The following is a 16660-nucleotide window of genomic DNA, read 5'->3' as shown; positions in this document are numbered from 1 at the left end:
GTTTTGTGATTATTTCTTCTCTTCCCTTATTTCTATCTGTTCACACTTTCTTCACCCTCACCGCTGTTGGCATCATCGCCGTCAGTGCCTGTCGAGCTCCTCACGCCCTTCATGTTTTCCTGCCAACGGCTCTTGGCATCGCTGATGATGCTGCCTTTATGTACTACACGGTCGTTGGTGGCTGCCAAGAGGGCGGTAGTCTGGCTTTGGGTGTTGAGCTGCACAAGGTATTTCAGTAGTGTCTCGTTCTGTGTCGTCAGGTCGGCATAGATGCTAAGATACTGCCGCTTTCTCTGTGCATTGGGCATATAGGCATCCTTGGTGGCTTTCACGGCACACTGGTACATATTGTACAGTTCCTCCCACCGACGCTTGTCGTTGATGGTGCCTCCTGTAGGGATGATATGGTCTATGTTCGCCTTCATCTTGTCCAACTGACCGTTGATCTTGCTGCTTTCGGCAAGCCAGGCGAGGTCTATCTGTCGGTCGGCTACGTTCAAGGCTTCCACCTCAGCACGCTTGGTGAGGGCAGAGTCTATCTTCTCCGCATCATCTACTTGGTTGTAGAGGTTGATGCCGGCAAGAGTGCGGAAACCTAACTTGTTCTTCTCTGCCGCTGTCTTCTTATAGTTGTTATGTAACAGCCAATAATAGAACTCAGGGGTGAGAGAACCGCCACCTGTCTCCATCACCGTTATCTGGTTCTGCTTGGAGGAGTCGTGGTTGTAGGTCACGCTCTGGGCTGTGGCTTTGATGGTGGTTGCTACCGCCATGATGAGTATCATTGTCTTCTTCATGTCCGTTCTTCTTTTGTTTACAATCCGTCAATAGTCAAGTTTTCCTGCCACTTTCCATCGGCTGAAGGCATCTTCCAGTATCTCTTCCTTCGTCCTCGTCCGATACACCTTCTCCTTCCAATAGCCCATGCGCAGCTGCACATACCGCCATGTCTGGAAGTAGGCTTGGTTCAGATGTTTTTCTATCAGGTCCAACGAATTGTTGATATTGTCCAACACCATCAGCAGGTCGGAAGTTGAACAGGCTGCCGCTCCTGTGGCATACAACACGAGGTCGTTGACGCTATGGTAGAGTTGGCTTCCTTCGTTGTATATGTTGTCGATGGCTTTCTTGTTGATGCTGATGAGCATCGTGTCAGCCAGTTCGATGTGTTTCCGCTTGATGACCTTATCATTGAAGTCCTCCAACAGGTTCTTGTAGTCACTGATGCGGTCGCTCACCGTCTGGTAGGTGCTCTTCACGTTCAGCACCGTGCGCAACGACTGGTACATCACATCGATGATGTCGAAGGCCCGGGTGTATTTGTCCAAATCCACATTCAGTTCCTTGTATTTGCCCACCTCTTCACTGCTGTATTCATGCAGCAGTTGATTGCTGTACTCCAAAGTGCTGCGTGCCAGCAAGAGGCTGCGCTGCTTCTTGTGGTCGTTGATGTATGCTTCCACCGATACCGCATCGAATCCCCATTGCGCCAAGGCTGTATTGGGGAAGAGGGTAATCAGCAGGAGAGCTATGATGATGGTATGTCTCATTCTCCGTTCCTCCCTCAGTTTTCGTTCTCGTTATCTTCACCATTCCCTCTGTTAGGGTCTGCATTCTCTCTCCATCGCTCGTAGCACTCTTCAATGAGTGTCCTTCTGCGACCTTGGTCTGCGTCGATTGAAGGAAGAATGTCCTTCAGCACGTCAATGATGCTGCGCTTGTAGTGCATCATTTTTTCTAATGATACCAAGTCGGCGTAAATCTTGGTGATACGGCTATCTACTTCACGGGCTATCTCCAGACGGTCGCTCGACCAGAGCAGGTGTATTACATCGTCATTGTCGGCGGTCTGGGTTGCCTCGCTCTTGGCATATTCTGTGGTGATGCTGCACGACGGGAACTCCTGGGCTATCTCCGAGATACGGCTGTTCACCTGCCTCGTCTTCTCCTCGTCAGAGGCATTCGGGTCAAGGGTCAGCACATCCACCACCTGTGTGTCGGTGTATTCCGAGGTCAGCTCCCACGATATTTGCAGTATCGCACGGTGTATCTTGATGCCAAGGAAGTACTTGGGCTTCCTTGCAATGGACAGTGTCGCCTTGAAGGTGATAATGCCGTTGATGTTGGGCATGGTGGCAGTTCGGACGTAGGTGTAGCCGTTCCACGAACCGGCACCTTGCCACGTGAGATTGTAGGCTGACTTCACATCCTGCATGATGGCAGGGATGCGGTAGTAGTCATCGGTGGAGGTGGCATTGTCGTTAGCCGCCTCGCTCTTGGCATTCTGTATGTCTGCCAACTGCTGCTGCCATGTCGCCAATTCCTTCTTCAGGTTGTCTATCTTCGTCTTGTTGACATTATGTTGCTGCCGCAAGGCAGGGGCTTCCTCCACAGAGGCATTGGCTATCTGCGTGAGCAGGTTCCTGTTCTCTGTCTCCAACTGGCTTATCTGCGCCTCCAACAGGGCTATCTTGCTATTCGCCTCACGTTCCTTCTCGTCCAGTTCCGATAGGTCGAGATTATTTTCTGATACGCTTGTCCTCATGGCGCATTCCTTGCTGTGGGCATTGAGCGAACCGCCGCACTCACGGCACTTGTACTGCGTGCTGCCCTGTCCGAGGGTGACACCGTCCGAACAGGTGACGCTGATGGTCACGCTCTCCACGCCCTTCAGTTTGGCGGCATCGGTGGCTTGATAGTAACGGCGTGCGTCACTGCCGATGTAATAGACATAGCCCTCCTCGTTGTCGTTATACTCCGAGAGACGTGCCTGCAACTGACGCTTGAAGGTATTCAAGTCCATGCTGTAGGAGTCGAAGACATCCTCATACACCTCTTCCACGTTGTTCCAGCTCTTGGTAACGTGTATCTCGTAGGCGTAGGCCTTCTTGGTCTGCTTGCCGCCACGGCTGATGATGTACGACGACATCCAATAGTTCATCGTATAGGTGAAGCCGTCGCTCTGGGCGTTGAGCTGCTGCACACGGCTGCGGCTCCATCCGGCATGGTTCTCCGAGTTGGCCAGTATCTGCTCTCGCTGCGTGCTGTTAGGGTAGAAGTTGGGGTCGGAGGTGTTGATACGATACCAATGGTCACCGTTCAGAATACTGTTGTCATCGGTCGGCGGATAGTAGTCACAGAGGCTTACGCTGCCTTGGTCTCGTCGGGCAATGTACCAACGCTGTGTATAGTAGTTGCCCTGCGTCTCGCTCAGATAGTCTGTCATCCACGAGGTGATGTTGTAGTTGGAGAGGTCGAAGAGGGCTGCCACGTTGTCCTCGCCACCCACCAGACTAAGGAGTGTGCTGCCGATGCCGTTCTCTGCCTGTTCATAGAGGTCATGGTAGTTGTCATAGATGTCGATGATTTTACTCACCTTGCCATTGAAAAGGTCGTTGAAGGCACTCTGCTGCAAGAGTGCGCCTGATGCCCCGTTGATACCTGCCGTCGCCAACGATGCTCCCATATTGTAAAGCGTCTCGATGTCGGCGGTGAGGTTCTCCACGGTGAAGTTGCCGGGCACACTGGCGATGTCATCCAACAGCTGCTGCCAATCTACATTGCCTATCTCCGAGAGTTTGAGGATGGCGGCTATCTCTTGGTTGATTTCCAAGAACTGAATGTCGGCAAAGGTCAAGCTACTGTTGGTCACGACACTCTCAAACTGCATACACAGCGACTTTGTGTCGGCGCATATCTTCATCAGGTAACTGCCCCAGTAGAGGGCGGTCTGCGGACTTTTCAGCATCATTCCTGCCACCGTCCATATCTTGGGCATAATCTTGTTCGCCACCATATTGTGGATGCGGCGGTAATAGTAGTTCTCCGTGCTACTGCTCCAAATGCCGAGGTCGGTGAATGCCTTGCGCTCCAAGAACTTGGCAGCGAAGATGCCGGCAGTGGCAACCTCTGCGGCATTGTAGTGCTTCAAGATTTCGCCCACCTGCTCGTTATAATAGCTCTCTGCCATAGCTCCAGCACCGAATGCGGCAGCCATGGCGGCAACGATCTGCTTGTCGTAGTTCACGCTGTAATACTGCGCATGAACCCTTCCCACGACAAGTGTAAGACACATATATATTATAATAAGGTATAAACGTCTCATTGCTTCACTACTTTACGTTTTTACTACTTTCAGTTTCTACTATTCCACTACTTTACTACTTGTAGTATTTACTATTGGTAGTATTCACTACTAATCGTATTTACTACTAATCGTAAATACTACCCAGCCACCGTTCCCGAAAGTTTTGCTTTCGGGCATCTGGGCTTTACGTCTATTCCGGGATTTCCGTTTCCATCAATCAGCCCCCGTGCTCGCCGTGTCAGCGGCGAGTGGCTCCATCGTCCGTCAAATTGAGCACATGCCCCGCCTCATTGACCTTCTGCGCAAATGCCAACGACTTCCCGATGCCACTGGCATCCCAATCTCTGCAATACCGCTCGATAGCCTCCTGATGTCTGCACTTCAGTTCATGCTTATAGAGTTTCAATGCCTCCTTCTCAGCTCGCTCGGTGGTGTAGGTCATATAGCACTCGTGCGGCTCCTCCACACCATACACTCCGCTCGTCGATCCACGTCGGATAAACACCTCACGGAAGAAACTTCTTCCCTCCTTGTTATCCAAGCGGTTGACAGTGAATATCTTCTTGCAATCCACATCCGTCAATCCTAATATCGCCTTGATCTCGTCGAATCGCTCACGAAATTTGCTTTGGTCGAGCAGCATCACCACGTCGGAGTTGTTGATGATGGCTTCCTTCACGATGGGACTGCCGATGATGTCCTGTATCTCCTGTGTCACTACGCCCACGCTCGCCCAGAACTTTCGGGCTGTCTTGTGTAGGCTAAGCACCCAGCGCCTTATCATATTTCTATGGTAGGTTTCCAAATGCTCGCCCCCGAACCGGACTTACACCTCTCAGCGTATCCGGCTCTCCACTAATTTCAGTCTATCTTTCCGTCATGTATCTTCTTGTGACAACTCCTGCACACGGCAATCGTCTTGCGTTTACGGGCAATCATGTGTCGTTCCCAGCTTTCCTTTCCCTGCAAGTTCTTTAGTTTCCTTACATGGTGCATAACAAGGTCGTCTGTCGCTCCACATAATTCACACTCACGGGCTTTCAGCCTTTCAACAAGGCTTGTCCGCCCCGCAGTATAAATTGTTCGTGGCATAATGTCACATTCCGATTTATAGGTGGGCTTCTTTCGTTTGAAGCCACCGTCGTAAAAGTATCTTTCCTTTACACCAGTTTTAGTCATGTGCGTTACGATAAACCTACCGTTCTTACGATATTTCTTGTTTACCTTACGTGTTCGGCACTTATATTTGCCTGCAAACGTTTTGTACATGCTGTATTCCATGATGTACTTGAAATTATTCAAGGCATGGGCGCAGTTGTTGGCTATGGAGTAGTAATTATAGAACCCCACGATTTCCCGATTATAACTATCAAGGATTTCAAGGTCGTCATTGAATATCAGTCCCGATTTACATTTCGGTTTCCATATTTCCTTTCCGTTACGGTTTGTCAGTTCCAAGACTCCCCAATCGAAAAGTTTTTTACGGACTGTTTCCGTACTGACATTCAAGCAGACCCTTTTACCATAGGTTCTTCTCAATCTACCCCGTTTATCCCGTCTTTGGTCATTGGACTTTCTTACAGTGATTTCATATCCGAGAAACTTGGCCGGTCTTTCCGTGTGAGTGACAAGTGTCTTTTCATCGGACAGCTCCAATGCCAGTCTGTCAGCAAGGAAGTTTTTAATATCTTCTTTTATCTGTTGCGCATCCTGCTTGCTTCCGATAATTCCCACAAGAAAATCATCTGCATATCTTGCATATTTCATTCTTCTGTAATCGGCATCCATTTCTTCGCCGTTGGGATATTTAGCCCGTCCTTGTTCTATTGCTTTCAGTTCAAGGATTAGCTTTGTCCTTTGCCTTTCGTCTTTTACGAACTTCAATCTTCGCACAATACGTTTTCTTGCATTGCCAAAGTCCATACTTTCTCTACTGAATTTTCGTTTCTTCCCTTTGTCGAATTTGGCTGTGTATTCCTTTATATACTTATCCAGCTTGTCAAGGTATATATTAGCCAATATCGGGCTGATGATACCCCCTTGCGGTGTGCCACTGTAAGTATTGTGGAATTGCCAGTCTTCGATATATCCCGCTTTCATAAACTTGCGTATCAATCGGATGAAGCGTTCATCCGCAATACGCTCCAAGAGAATGTTTATCAATACATCATGGTTTATATTATCAAAGAAGCCTTTTATGTCTCCCTCCACAAACCATTTTGCACCATTAAACTCCTTTTGGATATGAGTTAATGCAGTATGGCAGCTTCGATTGGGACGGAAACCATGCGAGGTGTATTCAAAATTTCCCTCGTATATGGCTTCCAGTACCATTCTTACTACTTCTTGTATCAACTTGTCATTGAAAGTCGGCACGCCAAGAGGTCTTTTCTTACCGTTTTTCTTCGGTATGTACACCCTCTTTGACGGTTGGGGCTGGTACGTTTCATCTTTTAACGTATCAATCAACTTTTCAATTCGTTTCAGGCTCATGTTGTCAATGGTCTGACCGTCTGAACCTTTAGTCATGTTACCCTCTTTAGCGTAGATACGCTGATAGGCAACGTAGAACATTTCCTCATTGAACAAAATTCTGTAAAGACGTTCAAACTTATAGCTTGCATCCTTACTGTGTTCTGATAGACTGTTTAATACTCTTTCTGGACTTCTCATAATGTCTCTCACATTTTCCGTTAATTGTATTAATAATTAGCTGCTTCCCTTCGCCATGTACAAGGCGTTACCTTGCTCAAAATACTATGGAAGCTCCGTTACCACTCCGAATTTTCATAGGTCGAACCTAATAGCCTTTCGGCACTTCGGGATAGGTAATCCCCGTTTATTACATCGTAACTGTTGGCATGATAGATTGTCGGATACGACTTCCGTCCTTTACTCGCTTACTGCGGTTGTGTCGTGATAAGTTCTTGCTACCTTCATTCCTATACACTGAAGTAGTATCACGATATGGCGATTGATAGTTACCTTACGCCATAGCCTCAAGGGGGACCATTCGGACTATCGTTCAATCAATTCGGACTTTATCCTCATATCTATCTTTTCATCTCGCCATTCAGTCGCAGTTTGGTAACTAACTGACTTATGACTTTTCCGACATGCTACACTCCCTGCTCGGTTAAGTTTTCCCGAAACAGATAAGTCGGCTGATGATAGGTCATTTTCAAAGAACACTTTCCTAATCTCTTGCCAAAGAGATATTTACGATGCAACCTTTACGGGCGCACATAGGTACTTGATGTACTCGGCCATCAGCGGCGAGGCGATGGCTTTCCATGCCTCCTCGATGACAAGGCACTTGCGGTTCTTCTTCAGGCGCATCTTCTGCAGGAACACGTCCATGATGATGAGCGTCACGATGGGGAAGAGCTGCTTGTTCTCCTTGATGGCATCCACCTCGAAGACGATGAAGGTCTCGTCGAACAAGGTGCTATCCACGTTCTCGTTGAGAATCTTGTCGTACTTGCCGCCACGGTAGAAGTTTTGGAGCATATAGGCGAAGTTGTCGCAGTCGATGGTGGTGATGTTGTTCTCGATGCAGATCTGGTCGAGACGCTCACAGGCGAACTCATAGAATGAGTCGAAGGAGAGGGTCTTCACGCTCAATGCCATGCGCCGTTCCTCCAGTCCCTTGATGAGTTTCTCCACCTTGTCGTGTATCTGCGTCAGCTCCGTGCCGCGCCGCTTCTCCATGGTGGAGAGGTTTTTTCTCAGTGTCTCCTTCTGTGAGGAAGGATAGGGCTGCACACCGTTGAAATAGAAATCGTAATACTCCGTCACCAACTGCTCCACGACACGGAACTCCAGTTCGGGTATCTGCGTCTCCGAGCCTTTCCATATCAGCAGTATCAGGTTCTTCAGGAAGTCTATCTTCTCAATGTTCAGCTCCCGCTTGCTGATGTTGAAGGGGTTCATGGTGATGGGCTTGTCCTCCGTATAGGCGATGTACTTGCCGCCCACATACTCGCAGAGTCCCTCATACGAGTTACCCGTATCGACCATGACGATGTCGGTGTTCTGCTCCCACAACTGACGCACCACGCTGTTCATGTGGAACGACTTGCCGCTGCCCGAAGGACCCAAACAAAAAAAGTTCGAGTTGTCGGTCAGCTTCTCCTTTCCCTCCTTTCCTGTGATGTCGATGGCTACGGGCACACCTTGGCGGTCGGTATAGTATATCTTCAGCGGGGTGTCCTCATTATGCACGATGCGCTCCTTGTACATCAGACAGGTGGCGGCATCGCCGAGGGTGAGGAATCGGTCGTAGTCGGCATTCATGCCATAGCAGTTGCCGGGGAAAGAGTTGACGAACAGCTCCAACTGGTTGTAGGCCCGCTTGCTGATGTGGATGCCCATGCGCGAGAAGGAGTTTTCGAGATGGTTGGTGCATTTCTGTATGTCGGTGTCGCCGCTCACTGCCACCACGAGGTTGTAGTGGGTATAGACGAGCTGCTTGCTCTCACGGGCTATCACCTCCTGCACACGCTTGATGTCCTCTACAGCCATCAGGTTGCTGGGGTTGGGCATGGAGGCATGGCGGTTTTTCTTCTTGTCGAGTAGGGCAAGCTCACGCTTCTGGTTGGGCACGAACACCATCTGGTTGAACACCACGCAGTCGGCTCCGGGCACGCTATCGACGATGCTCACGAGATCAACGGGCATACTGGTGTTGTTCACCTCGATATTTGCGTAGGGACGGATGACCGACGGCAAGTTGGCATAATCCACATCCACAAGGCTATACACCTTGCAGCTACGGTCCCCCATGCCGATGGTCTCGTCATCGACCTTGAAGTTGGTCATCGACACCACCTTGTCACGGAAGTTCATGGAGAAGAAACGGTCCACATACTCGCAGGCTTCCGTTTTGCCGAGGAATCGGGACTTCACGCCGGCATCCCTCAGCTGGTCGTGCACCTTGCGTATCTTCACCAAGAAGTCACGCCATTTCTTGTTGTCGAACGACATCAGACGGCTCTTCTTGTTCTCCTGTGTGATGGTGAGGTAGCAGACGCTGTCGGTAAAGGGTCTGCCGTTGAAATAGCGGAAGTAACTCTCGCTCAGGAACTCATGATTTCCACCGTTCTCTTCCTTGAATGCCTTCCTCACAAACACGTCCTGCTTGTGCAGCGCATAGCCTTCGCCCAAGGTCTGGGCAAGGGCGGCGAAGAGGTGGGTGAACTCATAGTAGGCCTCGATGTTGGCGGAATACTTCTGCACAGGGTTCTCCATCTTCAGAACAGCGGAGTATTCGCCCGTCTTGGTATAGAGCACGCCGATGCCATCCACTTCCTCGATGGAGAAGTAGATGTCCTGGAAGATGCGCTTGCGCTTCCCTCCCGTGCCGAATGCCTTGACACTGATGGCCATGCCCACGCAGATGGCTGAGAATATGAGTATGATGTATAGGGTCATTGTTCTTTTTCTTTTTTAATCGCAAAAAGGCGGGCGCACCCTCATGCGTGATGCCCCCACCTCCATTCACTTACAATCATTGATAGCTTTCCACTTGGACATAATGGATTCTCTTTTTTGTTTTACACTTTCTTTGAATAGGCATAGATGAATATGCCGTTGTCACTCTTCTTGCTGTGCAAGCCCTTGCGCTGCTTCATGACGATGAGAACGCCACCGACAGCTACGGCGAGGACTAGCAGCACGAGTCCTGCCACGAAACCGAAGATGCAGTAGCCGAGGATGAAACCCGCAACGGCTCCTCCTGCGGTGGCTGCCGCCCAGTAGATGTAGCGTCCCTGCAACCCGAAGAACTCCAATGGACGTTGCAGTCCCTTGAAAATGGGATAATCCGGAAAACGCTCTTGCTTTGTATCTGCCATAACTGTCAGTGTTTTAACGTTCTACATACTCACAATCTCACGCTGCGTTTAACCTCCAATGCCGAAGAACAGAGGCAGTGCCTGGGCTGCTGCAATGAGGAAAATACATGCGCCGACGACCATCATGATCTTCTTTTTCACGTCCTGTTCCTCGTTGTTCATGGCGATGTAAACGCTTATGGCTCCGACAATTGCAACGACACCTGCAATGGCATAGCAGAGCTTCACCACGATAGGTACATACTTGGCAATCTCCTCCGTCACTGTGGTAAGCGCGGTCGTTCCTGCCGAGTAGTCGCCGGCTGCGTTCTGTGCCATTGCTGCGGTGGTGCCGACAAGCAACATCAGGGCGAGCGTTTTCATGCGCTGTGAAGAGAAGAATCCCTTCACCTTCTTGTTAATCCTTTCAAACATTCTTTTTACCTTTTAATTTGTTACACTTTGAGTTATCTTATCTCGTATCACCTGTATCTCAAATCTGATAACCGAAGAAAGCGGGGAAGACGATGGTCGCTCCTATGAGGAACAGGCAGGCTCCCACCAGCATCATGATGTTCTTCTTCACTCCTTCTTCGCCCGTATTCATCTTTATATATATCTGCAAGGCGCTGACTATGACCACGATGCCCGCCACTGCATAGCACAGATAAACGATATAGAGCATCATCGTCACGGCATAGTCATGGGCACTCGCAAGTGCGTCCGCTCCCCAGCTGTAGTCCACGTTGCCACACTTAGCACTGGCCAGAGCTGGGGTTAAAGCGGCATATAATGATAGAAATGCACTTCTTGTTTTTGACATCATATCTCATTATTGAGTGATTCCACCTTGACCATGTCACGTCCATTGTGACGAAGACCGCGGGCGATGATGGTGTTGTTCAATTCTTCCGAATACATGGGGTCGGAATAGGTGGTATTCACTTCCTCCATCTTCTTCTCGATTGCGCTTTGTATCTTTTCAAGCACATGAGGCTTGCTCTCTTCCGCAGTGGCGGCTGCCTCCTCTGTAGGCTCTGCAAGCTGCTTCTCCTCGTAGGCTGTCTCATATTGGTTGTCGCCTACGCTGAAACCACCGTCGCTCTCGCTGACCGCTATCGACTCTTCCTCGTCGGTCATGTCACTGACATCAAACGACTCGCCCTGTGACTTCTCGTCCTTGGGCTTTCCGTACAGATCCTGCACGATGATGACCGTATAGTAGATGACATAGATTATGGTCACGACAATGGCGAATATTACAAATGACTTCATATTTTCAAGTTTGATTTTACTATGGTTTGGCTTATTGCCGATGCAAAGGAACTACCTTTTCTTCAATCTTAAACCGAAATGACTTTCCGCGGAGCCAAATCTTAACTCTAATTTTGATTACACTCGCAATCATACTCAAAAATCAAACTCGAAAGGCACAAAAAAAGCCCTTCCGATAGGGAAGAGCTTGTAAAGAGGGTGGATGAAAAAAATGTGGATGGCTATATGGTCAGGTACTTGCCATGGGAGAAGTCCTGATGTTCGTTAGAGAAAACATAGCCCAACTGGTTGGACAAGCATTGGGTGTTGCCTATCCTGGCATCGATGTTGGTGTGCGAATGTCCGTATATCCAATAGTCTATGCCGCTATCGGTGATATAGTCCTCCAACTCTACGGTGAACGCCACGTTTGCCTTGCTGCCTTGAAACTTTGGGTGGAGCATACGGAACGATGGTACATGATGGGTGACAACAATCTTATGGGCTGCTTGCGAATATGCCACTGCATCCTTGATAAAGGTGAGGCAACGTTCATGCTCAGCATTGAATTGGGCATGGGTCATCAGCTCACCTTTATATAATATACGGCGGAAGTCGCTTATCACTTGCTCGGTGAAGTAAGCGTCCTCCAAAGGAATCCTCGACCAAAGGGTGGAGAGGATGATGTCGGTGTCGCCAATCCTCGCAATACCGTTGTAGTGGCTGAATACATTGGGACGTACCTCCAAGAGATAGCCGTCGGGCAGTGTCGCCACATCATAATATTTGTAGAACTCATGGTTGCCCATGCAGCAATGCACCTCCTTGTAGTTCTCCGATGCCCAGTCCCAAAAGGGATGCTTGGAGTAGTTGTCATCGCCGAGATAGCCGATGTCGCCGGCAAGCAGCAGTATGTCGCCCGTCACCTCCAAGGGGTGGGCTTTCAGATACCGCCAATTGTCGGCAAACTCCAGATGCAGGTCGGATGCGTATTGTATCTTCATATTGGTCATGCTTCTATAAACAATTCATCCAGTTGATCTAACAGTCCGGTCACAAATGCCTCGTCTTGACCGAGTGACTTTGACAATGGTTCTGCGAGAGTTGACCAGTCGGCTCTGATGGAGGCGACAAACTCCCTTATACATGCCACTATTGAAGCAGGAGCCTCAATGTTGTCCTCAGTCATTATGACCACATTTTTCAGGATGTCCGAACGGTGCTTCTTGATGTCTTTGGTGTTCACATGCTTGCCGTCCCGCTTGTCTGCCATGAGATTTAGGTAGGCTCTTGCCTTCAGTGCTATCAAGGCAGCGGAATTGGCATGGCGTATGCCATCAGTCAGTTGGCTGTGTGCGATAGTAAAGTGATAGTAATCATCGTCCATGATGATGGCACTAAGACTCGACACATCTTCATCGGTCGGGATAGGTTCTATGACAAATCCCTTTGGCTCTCCAAGCACGTCGGGGTGGCGTGACAGCAGTTCTATCATCTCGGGATAGCCGTCTTTACCATCAAGGAAACGATACATTTCATACCTTGGTGGCTCACCAGCCTCCTGTTTCCTCTTTTCAGGTCGATAGCCAGCCTCCCGCACAAACTGCCAGAAGCGATTGGCGAAAGCCTCGGTCATGTTCTCTACGATGACTATCATGTCGATGTCGTGTGTGGCGCGTGGACGCACCACGGTATTGGTCAGGGTGATGTCACAGGCTGCTCCGCCTATCACCACATAGTTTTCTGAGTATTCCGCAAATGCTTCACGGAACTTGACTAATCCTTCCATTTCTGTTCACTGATTATTCGTTCTACTTCTTTTTCTACTCTCGGATCATCATCATCTCTCAACGAAAGGACAAGGGAAAGGCGATCAACCCACTGGCTTTTGTCGCCCATTTTGCTGACAACAGGGTATTTCCATACCTCTATGATATAGTTGCCGTCATAGATGTTGGGATTCTCCATGACATCAGCCGACTTGACGGCACGATATTCCTTGCTTGTCATCATTATCATCTCTTCCCGGTCACGATTAAGCATGGAATAATGTGCCAGGGCATTGATGCCGCATACGGGGTATTCCGCATCCAAGCGTATGTCATCGCAAAAGATGCGGTTCTCCACAGGTGACAGCAAGACGTTCTGAGCCTTGTCCCACAGTTCCTTGCCCTTCAACTCGAAGTGTACCACCTTGCTGCGCTGTCCGTTCTGAATCTTTTGACACAGTCCTACATCTTCAAGACAGGTGACACCCAACGTGACGCTTTCGTAAGAATATGGAAGCAACGGTGCAATATCCCTTGGCGACATTCCTTCAATACTGCCCACCTGTAGGTGATAGAGTAGTATGTATTGCGCCACAGGGGTCAATACTTCGGCAATCTTCCTGTTGCTTGTCTTCTCCAATGCTATGATGCCTGGCAGATGGGCATATTCCTCGGACATGACAAAGAAGACTCCTTTGTCTGCCAGTCTGTGTCGCTCGTAGGTGGGTCCGGGCGCAAGGATAAACACCGCAGGCAGTCCCAGGGCTTCGGTCAACCGCTTGCCCGTGATGGCGCAAGTCCGTGGAGAGGGATTGCCCTTCTTGGGCTCAACGAACAGCAGGGGCGTGCCTTGGTATGTGCCATCATAGAAACGGTATGAGAGTTTCTCGCCAACCGTGATGCCTTTCAGGCTTTCCTTGGCACGAGGTTCCACCTCAAAGCGTCTGCCCAATATCCTTATTTCTTTTTTCAATTCCATTCTGCTACATTTTAATAATGTATTAAAACGATGCAAAAATAAGGATAATAATTGAGAATCAAGCATGTTTGGGCGAAAAAGTGCAGATTTGATATGTAATTTCAATGCATTTGAGCCATTTTTGCATCAAATGATGGTGTTTTCGTCTTTATAATGTCATTCAGATGCCGTTCGTTTCTTCCTCATCAGATAGTCGTTGACATCCTTGTAGTCGGCATATCTGAAGGACTCGTCCGTCACCCTGTACTCGAATACATTGCTGATGCTCTCAACCGTCTTGCGTCCTGCCTGGTCGTTGTCGAGGAAGCAATGGATGTGGGTGTAACGGTCAAGGTAATGCAATGCCTGTTTGAGGTTGGCGACTGAGTTCAGTATCATATAGTCGCAAGGGCTTTCAACGACAAACCATCGGTCTTGCTGTTTAACGAGGGTCATATAAGCAAGGAAGTCCATGAAGCCCTCAAAGACCAGACAACCGTTTTGCCACTCGTTGAACGTATGGGCAAGCAGGGTGATGTCCTTATGCCCGATGCAGCCCTTGAAATAGGGATTGCGCACCTCATGTCCTTCACTCAGATTGCCAAAGGCAATGCCATAGTAATGTTTTTGCTCAACCTTGTAGTGTATCTCCCTGCAATACATCCTGCCAATGGTGATGTCTATCCGTCGGCTACTGAAATAGGACAGCAGAGAATGGTTGCTCAGTGGGAGCAGCTTCACATCGTTCATCTTGGTTGTCGTGTATTCCTTGGCTGCGATAGCGGTCTCGATTGCCTTATCCACAGTGGCAATACTCTTGGACGCAAGGTAGGCAAGGGCATCGGAAACGGATTGTTTGTTATACATACGCTTTACCAGCTCCACAAGGTCACCGCCCTCCTTAATGGCGTAGTCGTACCACAGGTTCTCCTTCTTGCTGACCTTGAACGATGCGGTCTTCTCGTCCCTGAAGGGTGACAGATACCAGTAGGCATTGCCCTTCTTCTTTTTCAGCGTTACATTCTCCTTGTCTAAGAAGTCTATAATGCTCAGTTTCTTCGATTGTTCAATATTCATTGTACTTTCATTTGTTCGGTTTTACTTTGTCCATGGAAACAGTTTACTTTACCCTTTCTCCTATATAGGCACACCCGTAAACTAAACCATTTGCTAAACTACTTTTCCGCTTCCCAATTCAGCCTCCGATTTCGGTTTACTTTGGCCTTATTTCTTATATATAGGTACGGACGTAAACTAAACTGGTTTCTGAACTGTTTTTATTCCTCTTCATGGAACAGGTCAATCTCGGCAGGTGTATATCCGAAATAGTAATGATTATCCCGCTTCACTATGAGCTTTTGCTCGTTAATCAGGTATTTCAGCATTTTGATGATGACGCTTCTGCCACGCTTAAAGCCAATGTCTGCATAGGCTTGCGTTAATTCCTCCACCATGCGATCGAATCCTTTGATAGGTTTCTCCTTGAATGCAGCCGTCAGCGCCTCGTTATGCTGTTCGGATGTCAAGTCTTGGTAAGTAAACCTTGACGGTTGCTTGTCACCTTCTTCCTTCTCCGGCGTGTGCTCGACAATCTCTGGCAACCCTTCCTCATTGACTGTAAAGGCAAACGGCTTGAACTCCTTCTCACGGATGTGCATCGCCTTCACCTCGCTGATGTCGGGATTGGTGGTGCTCTTGGTGATGACAAGCACCGTCTCTGCCTTGTTGTTCATCTCCGTACCGATATGCCCGCGCACGTTATTGTCGCCCTTGTTCTGATGCAATACGCAATGGATGTGCAGGTCATACTTTGATGACCATTCCATCATCTTGTTGATGACCTCGACCGATTCTCCCGCATTGTTGATGTCGAGAAGCAGGTCTCTGATTCCGTCGATGATGACCAGTCCATAGCTTTGGTCTTGGGCAAGCGCATAGTCTATGACCTCTATCCTGACGGAGGGCGTGTACTCTCTCAGACAGATAAAGTCAAGGTTCTCGTTGTCGATGCTTGTAGGTAGACCAGCGAGCTTCAGGATGCGCTCCAGCACATTATGGCAGTGATAGCGGCTCTGCTCCGTATCTACATACAGTATCTTGCGTTTCCCCTCTGGCAGACTGGCGCGATAGTTCAGTACCTTGCCGTTGGCGAGGGAAGCGGCTACCAAGGCAGACACGTTGAAGGTCTTTTTCGCCTTTGCCTTACCAGTAGAAGCACTGAAGTTGCCCAATGTGGCTATGCTGGAATTATCAACCCATATAATCTGAGGAGGTGTTTTATAAGTATCTGTTGCCTTTATCAACGATTCGCTCAATATGCGATTGAGACGCTGTACTCCTTCCTCTTTTGAGTTAGGCTGTACATGTTTGTTATTTTCTTCCATTTTCATTCTTTCGGATTATCAATTTCTATTTTCGTTACCATTCCAATGACCTCTTGTTTGTTTTGGAGCAGCCACTTGTCGATTTCTTCTCTATTAAAATACAGCATTTTTCCCCTTGGCTTATAGTGTGGAACTTCTTTTGCGGCTGTAAGTTTGTATAGCAGGCTTTCAGAAACACCAATATACTTACATGCTTCGTCAAACCCCAAGACGGTTTTGGTCTGCTTGACCATCTTCTCCAATTCCTCGATTCGCTCTATTAGTTTGTCAATAGGTCCCAAAGCCTCCAAACTGTCTTCTATTGCGACAATTCGCTCATAGAGTCTAAAATGTCTTTCATTCATGTGTCACGTACCTTAATTAAATTGTTTACA

15 protein-coding genes and 2 pseudogenes are annotated in these 16660 nt (G+C 48.7%); 1 reads left to right on the top strand and 16 read right to left on the bottom strand.

From position 1 onward, the window contains the following. Nucleotides 1-32: 32 nt before the first annotated feature. From AB3G73_RS12250 to AB3G73_RS12195, 12 genes and pseudogenes are all read right to left on the bottom strand, one after another. Nucleotides 33-797 (bottom strand): DUF5045 domain-containing protein, encoded by a 765-nt coding sequence (locus AB3G73_RS12250; protein ID WP_005816119.1) that lies wholly within the window; start codon nucleotides 795-797, stop codon nucleotides 33-35. Between the two features lie 27 nt (nucleotides 798-824). Next, a complete protein-coding gene (locus tag AB3G73_RS12245) occupies nucleotides 825-1550 on the bottom strand; it encodes a hypothetical protein (RefSeq protein WP_005816118.1) in 726 nt (241 codons plus the stop codon). A 14-nt stretch (nucleotides 1551-1564) separates the two neighbouring features. After that, nucleotides 1565-4105: a hypothetical protein gene (locus tag AB3G73_RS12240; RefSeq protein WP_005816117.1), complete on the bottom strand. Its 2541-nt coding sequence runs from the start codon at nucleotides 4103-4105 to the stop codon at nucleotides 1565-1567. Nucleotides 4106-4325: 220 nt separating this feature from the next. Further along, nucleotides 4326-4847, bottom strand: a pseudogene (locus tag AB3G73_RS12235) (conjugal transfer protein); the annotation flags it as partial. Nucleotides 4848-4948: 101 nt separating this feature from the next. Next, nucleotides 4949-6760: a reverse transcriptase/maturase family protein gene (locus tag AB3G73_RS12230; RefSeq protein ID WP_004318718.1), complete on the bottom strand. Its 1812-nt coding sequence runs from the start codon at nucleotides 6758-6760 to the stop codon at nucleotides 4949-4951. A gap of 573 nt (nucleotides 6761-7333) precedes the next feature. Next, nucleotides 7334-9520: pseudogene (locus tag AB3G73_RS12225) on the bottom strand (conjugal transfer protein TraG); the annotation flags it as partial. A 122-nt stretch (nucleotides 9521-9642) separates the two neighbouring features. Continuing rightward, nucleotides 9643-9942, bottom strand: a complete 300-nt coding sequence (locus AB3G73_RS12220) for a DUF4133 domain-containing protein (RefSeq protein WP_005816074.1) — start codon at nucleotides 9940-9942, stop codon at nucleotides 9643-9645. A 48-nt stretch (nucleotides 9943-9990) separates the two neighbouring features. Continuing rightward, complete coding sequence (locus AB3G73_RS12215; RefSeq protein ID WP_007837354.1) at nucleotides 9991-10356, bottom strand: DUF4134 domain-containing protein; 366 nt, start codon at nucleotides 10354-10356, stop codon at nucleotides 9991-9993. 58 nt (nucleotides 10357-10414) lie between these two features. Beyond that, complete coding sequence (locus AB3G73_RS12210; protein ID WP_005812854.1) at nucleotides 10415-10747, bottom strand: DUF4134 domain-containing protein; 333 nt, start codon at nucleotides 10745-10747, stop codon at nucleotides 10415-10417. Further along, on the bottom strand, nucleotides 10744-11061 hold the full coding sequence (locus AB3G73_RS12205; protein WP_229098794.1) for a hypothetical protein: 318 nt from the start codon (nucleotides 11059-11061) through the stop codon (nucleotides 10744-10746). The genes AB3G73_RS12210 and AB3G73_RS12205 overlap by 4 nt, the downstream gene beginning before the upstream one ends. A gap of 356 nt (nucleotides 11062-11417) precedes the next feature. After that, nucleotides 11418-12188 (bottom strand): metallophosphoesterase, encoded by a 771-nt coding sequence (locus AB3G73_RS12200; RefSeq protein ID WP_007837351.1) that lies wholly within the window; start codon nucleotides 12186-12188, stop codon nucleotides 11418-11420. Beyond that, the gene (locus AB3G73_RS12195) at nucleotides 12185-12709 is read right to left on the bottom strand and encodes a hypothetical protein (RefSeq protein WP_229037530.1); all 525 of its coding nucleotides are present in this window, start codon (nucleotides 12707-12709) and stop codon (nucleotides 12185-12187) included. The genes AB3G73_RS12200 and AB3G73_RS12195 overlap by 4 nt, the downstream gene beginning before the upstream one ends. 82 nt (nucleotides 12710-12791) lie before the next feature. On the opposite strand from AB3G73_RS12195, the gene AB3G73_RS12190 reads away from it, so the two are divergent. Then, nucleotides 12792-12914, top strand: a complete 123-nt coding sequence (locus AB3G73_RS12190; RefSeq protein ID WP_367745043.1) for a hypothetical protein — start codon at nucleotides 12792-12794, stop codon at nucleotides 12912-12914. A gap of 37 nt (nucleotides 12915-12951) precedes the next feature. On the opposite strand, the gene AB3G73_RS12185 is transcribed toward AB3G73_RS12190, so the two are convergent. From AB3G73_RS12185 to AB3G73_RS12170, 4 genes are all read right to left on the bottom strand, one after another. Continuing rightward, nucleotides 12952-13896, bottom strand: coding sequence for a hypothetical protein (locus tag AB3G73_RS12185; RefSeq protein ID WP_229102524.1), 945 nt, complete (start codon nucleotides 13894-13896; stop codon nucleotides 12952-12954). Nucleotides 13897-14079: 183 nt separating this feature from the next. Then, nucleotides 14080-14979: a toprim domain-containing protein gene (locus AB3G73_RS12180; RefSeq protein ID WP_005812865.1), complete on the bottom strand. Its 900-nt coding sequence runs from the start codon at nucleotides 14977-14979 to the stop codon at nucleotides 14080-14082. 200 nt (nucleotides 14980-15179) lie between these two features. Next, nucleotides 15180-16286, bottom strand: coding sequence for an AAA family ATPase (locus AB3G73_RS12175; RefSeq protein WP_005812867.1), 1107 nt, complete (start codon nucleotides 16284-16286; stop codon nucleotides 15180-15182). A gap of 2 nt (nucleotides 16287-16288) precedes the next feature. After that, nucleotides 16289-16630 (bottom strand): AlpA family transcriptional regulator, encoded by a 342-nt coding sequence (locus AB3G73_RS12170; RefSeq protein WP_005812869.1) that lies wholly within the window; start codon nucleotides 16628-16630, stop codon nucleotides 16289-16291. Between the last annotated feature and the right edge of the window lie 30 nt (nucleotides 16631-16660).

The organism is Bacteroides sp. L008, from assembly GCF_040812255.1.
Classification (GTDB): domain Bacteria; phylum Bacteroidota; class Bacteroidia; order Bacteroidales; family Bacteroidaceae; genus Bacteroides; species Bacteroides vicugnae.
Note: the sequence above shows the minus strand (reverse complement) of the source record. Positions and strands in the feature narration are given on the sequence as shown.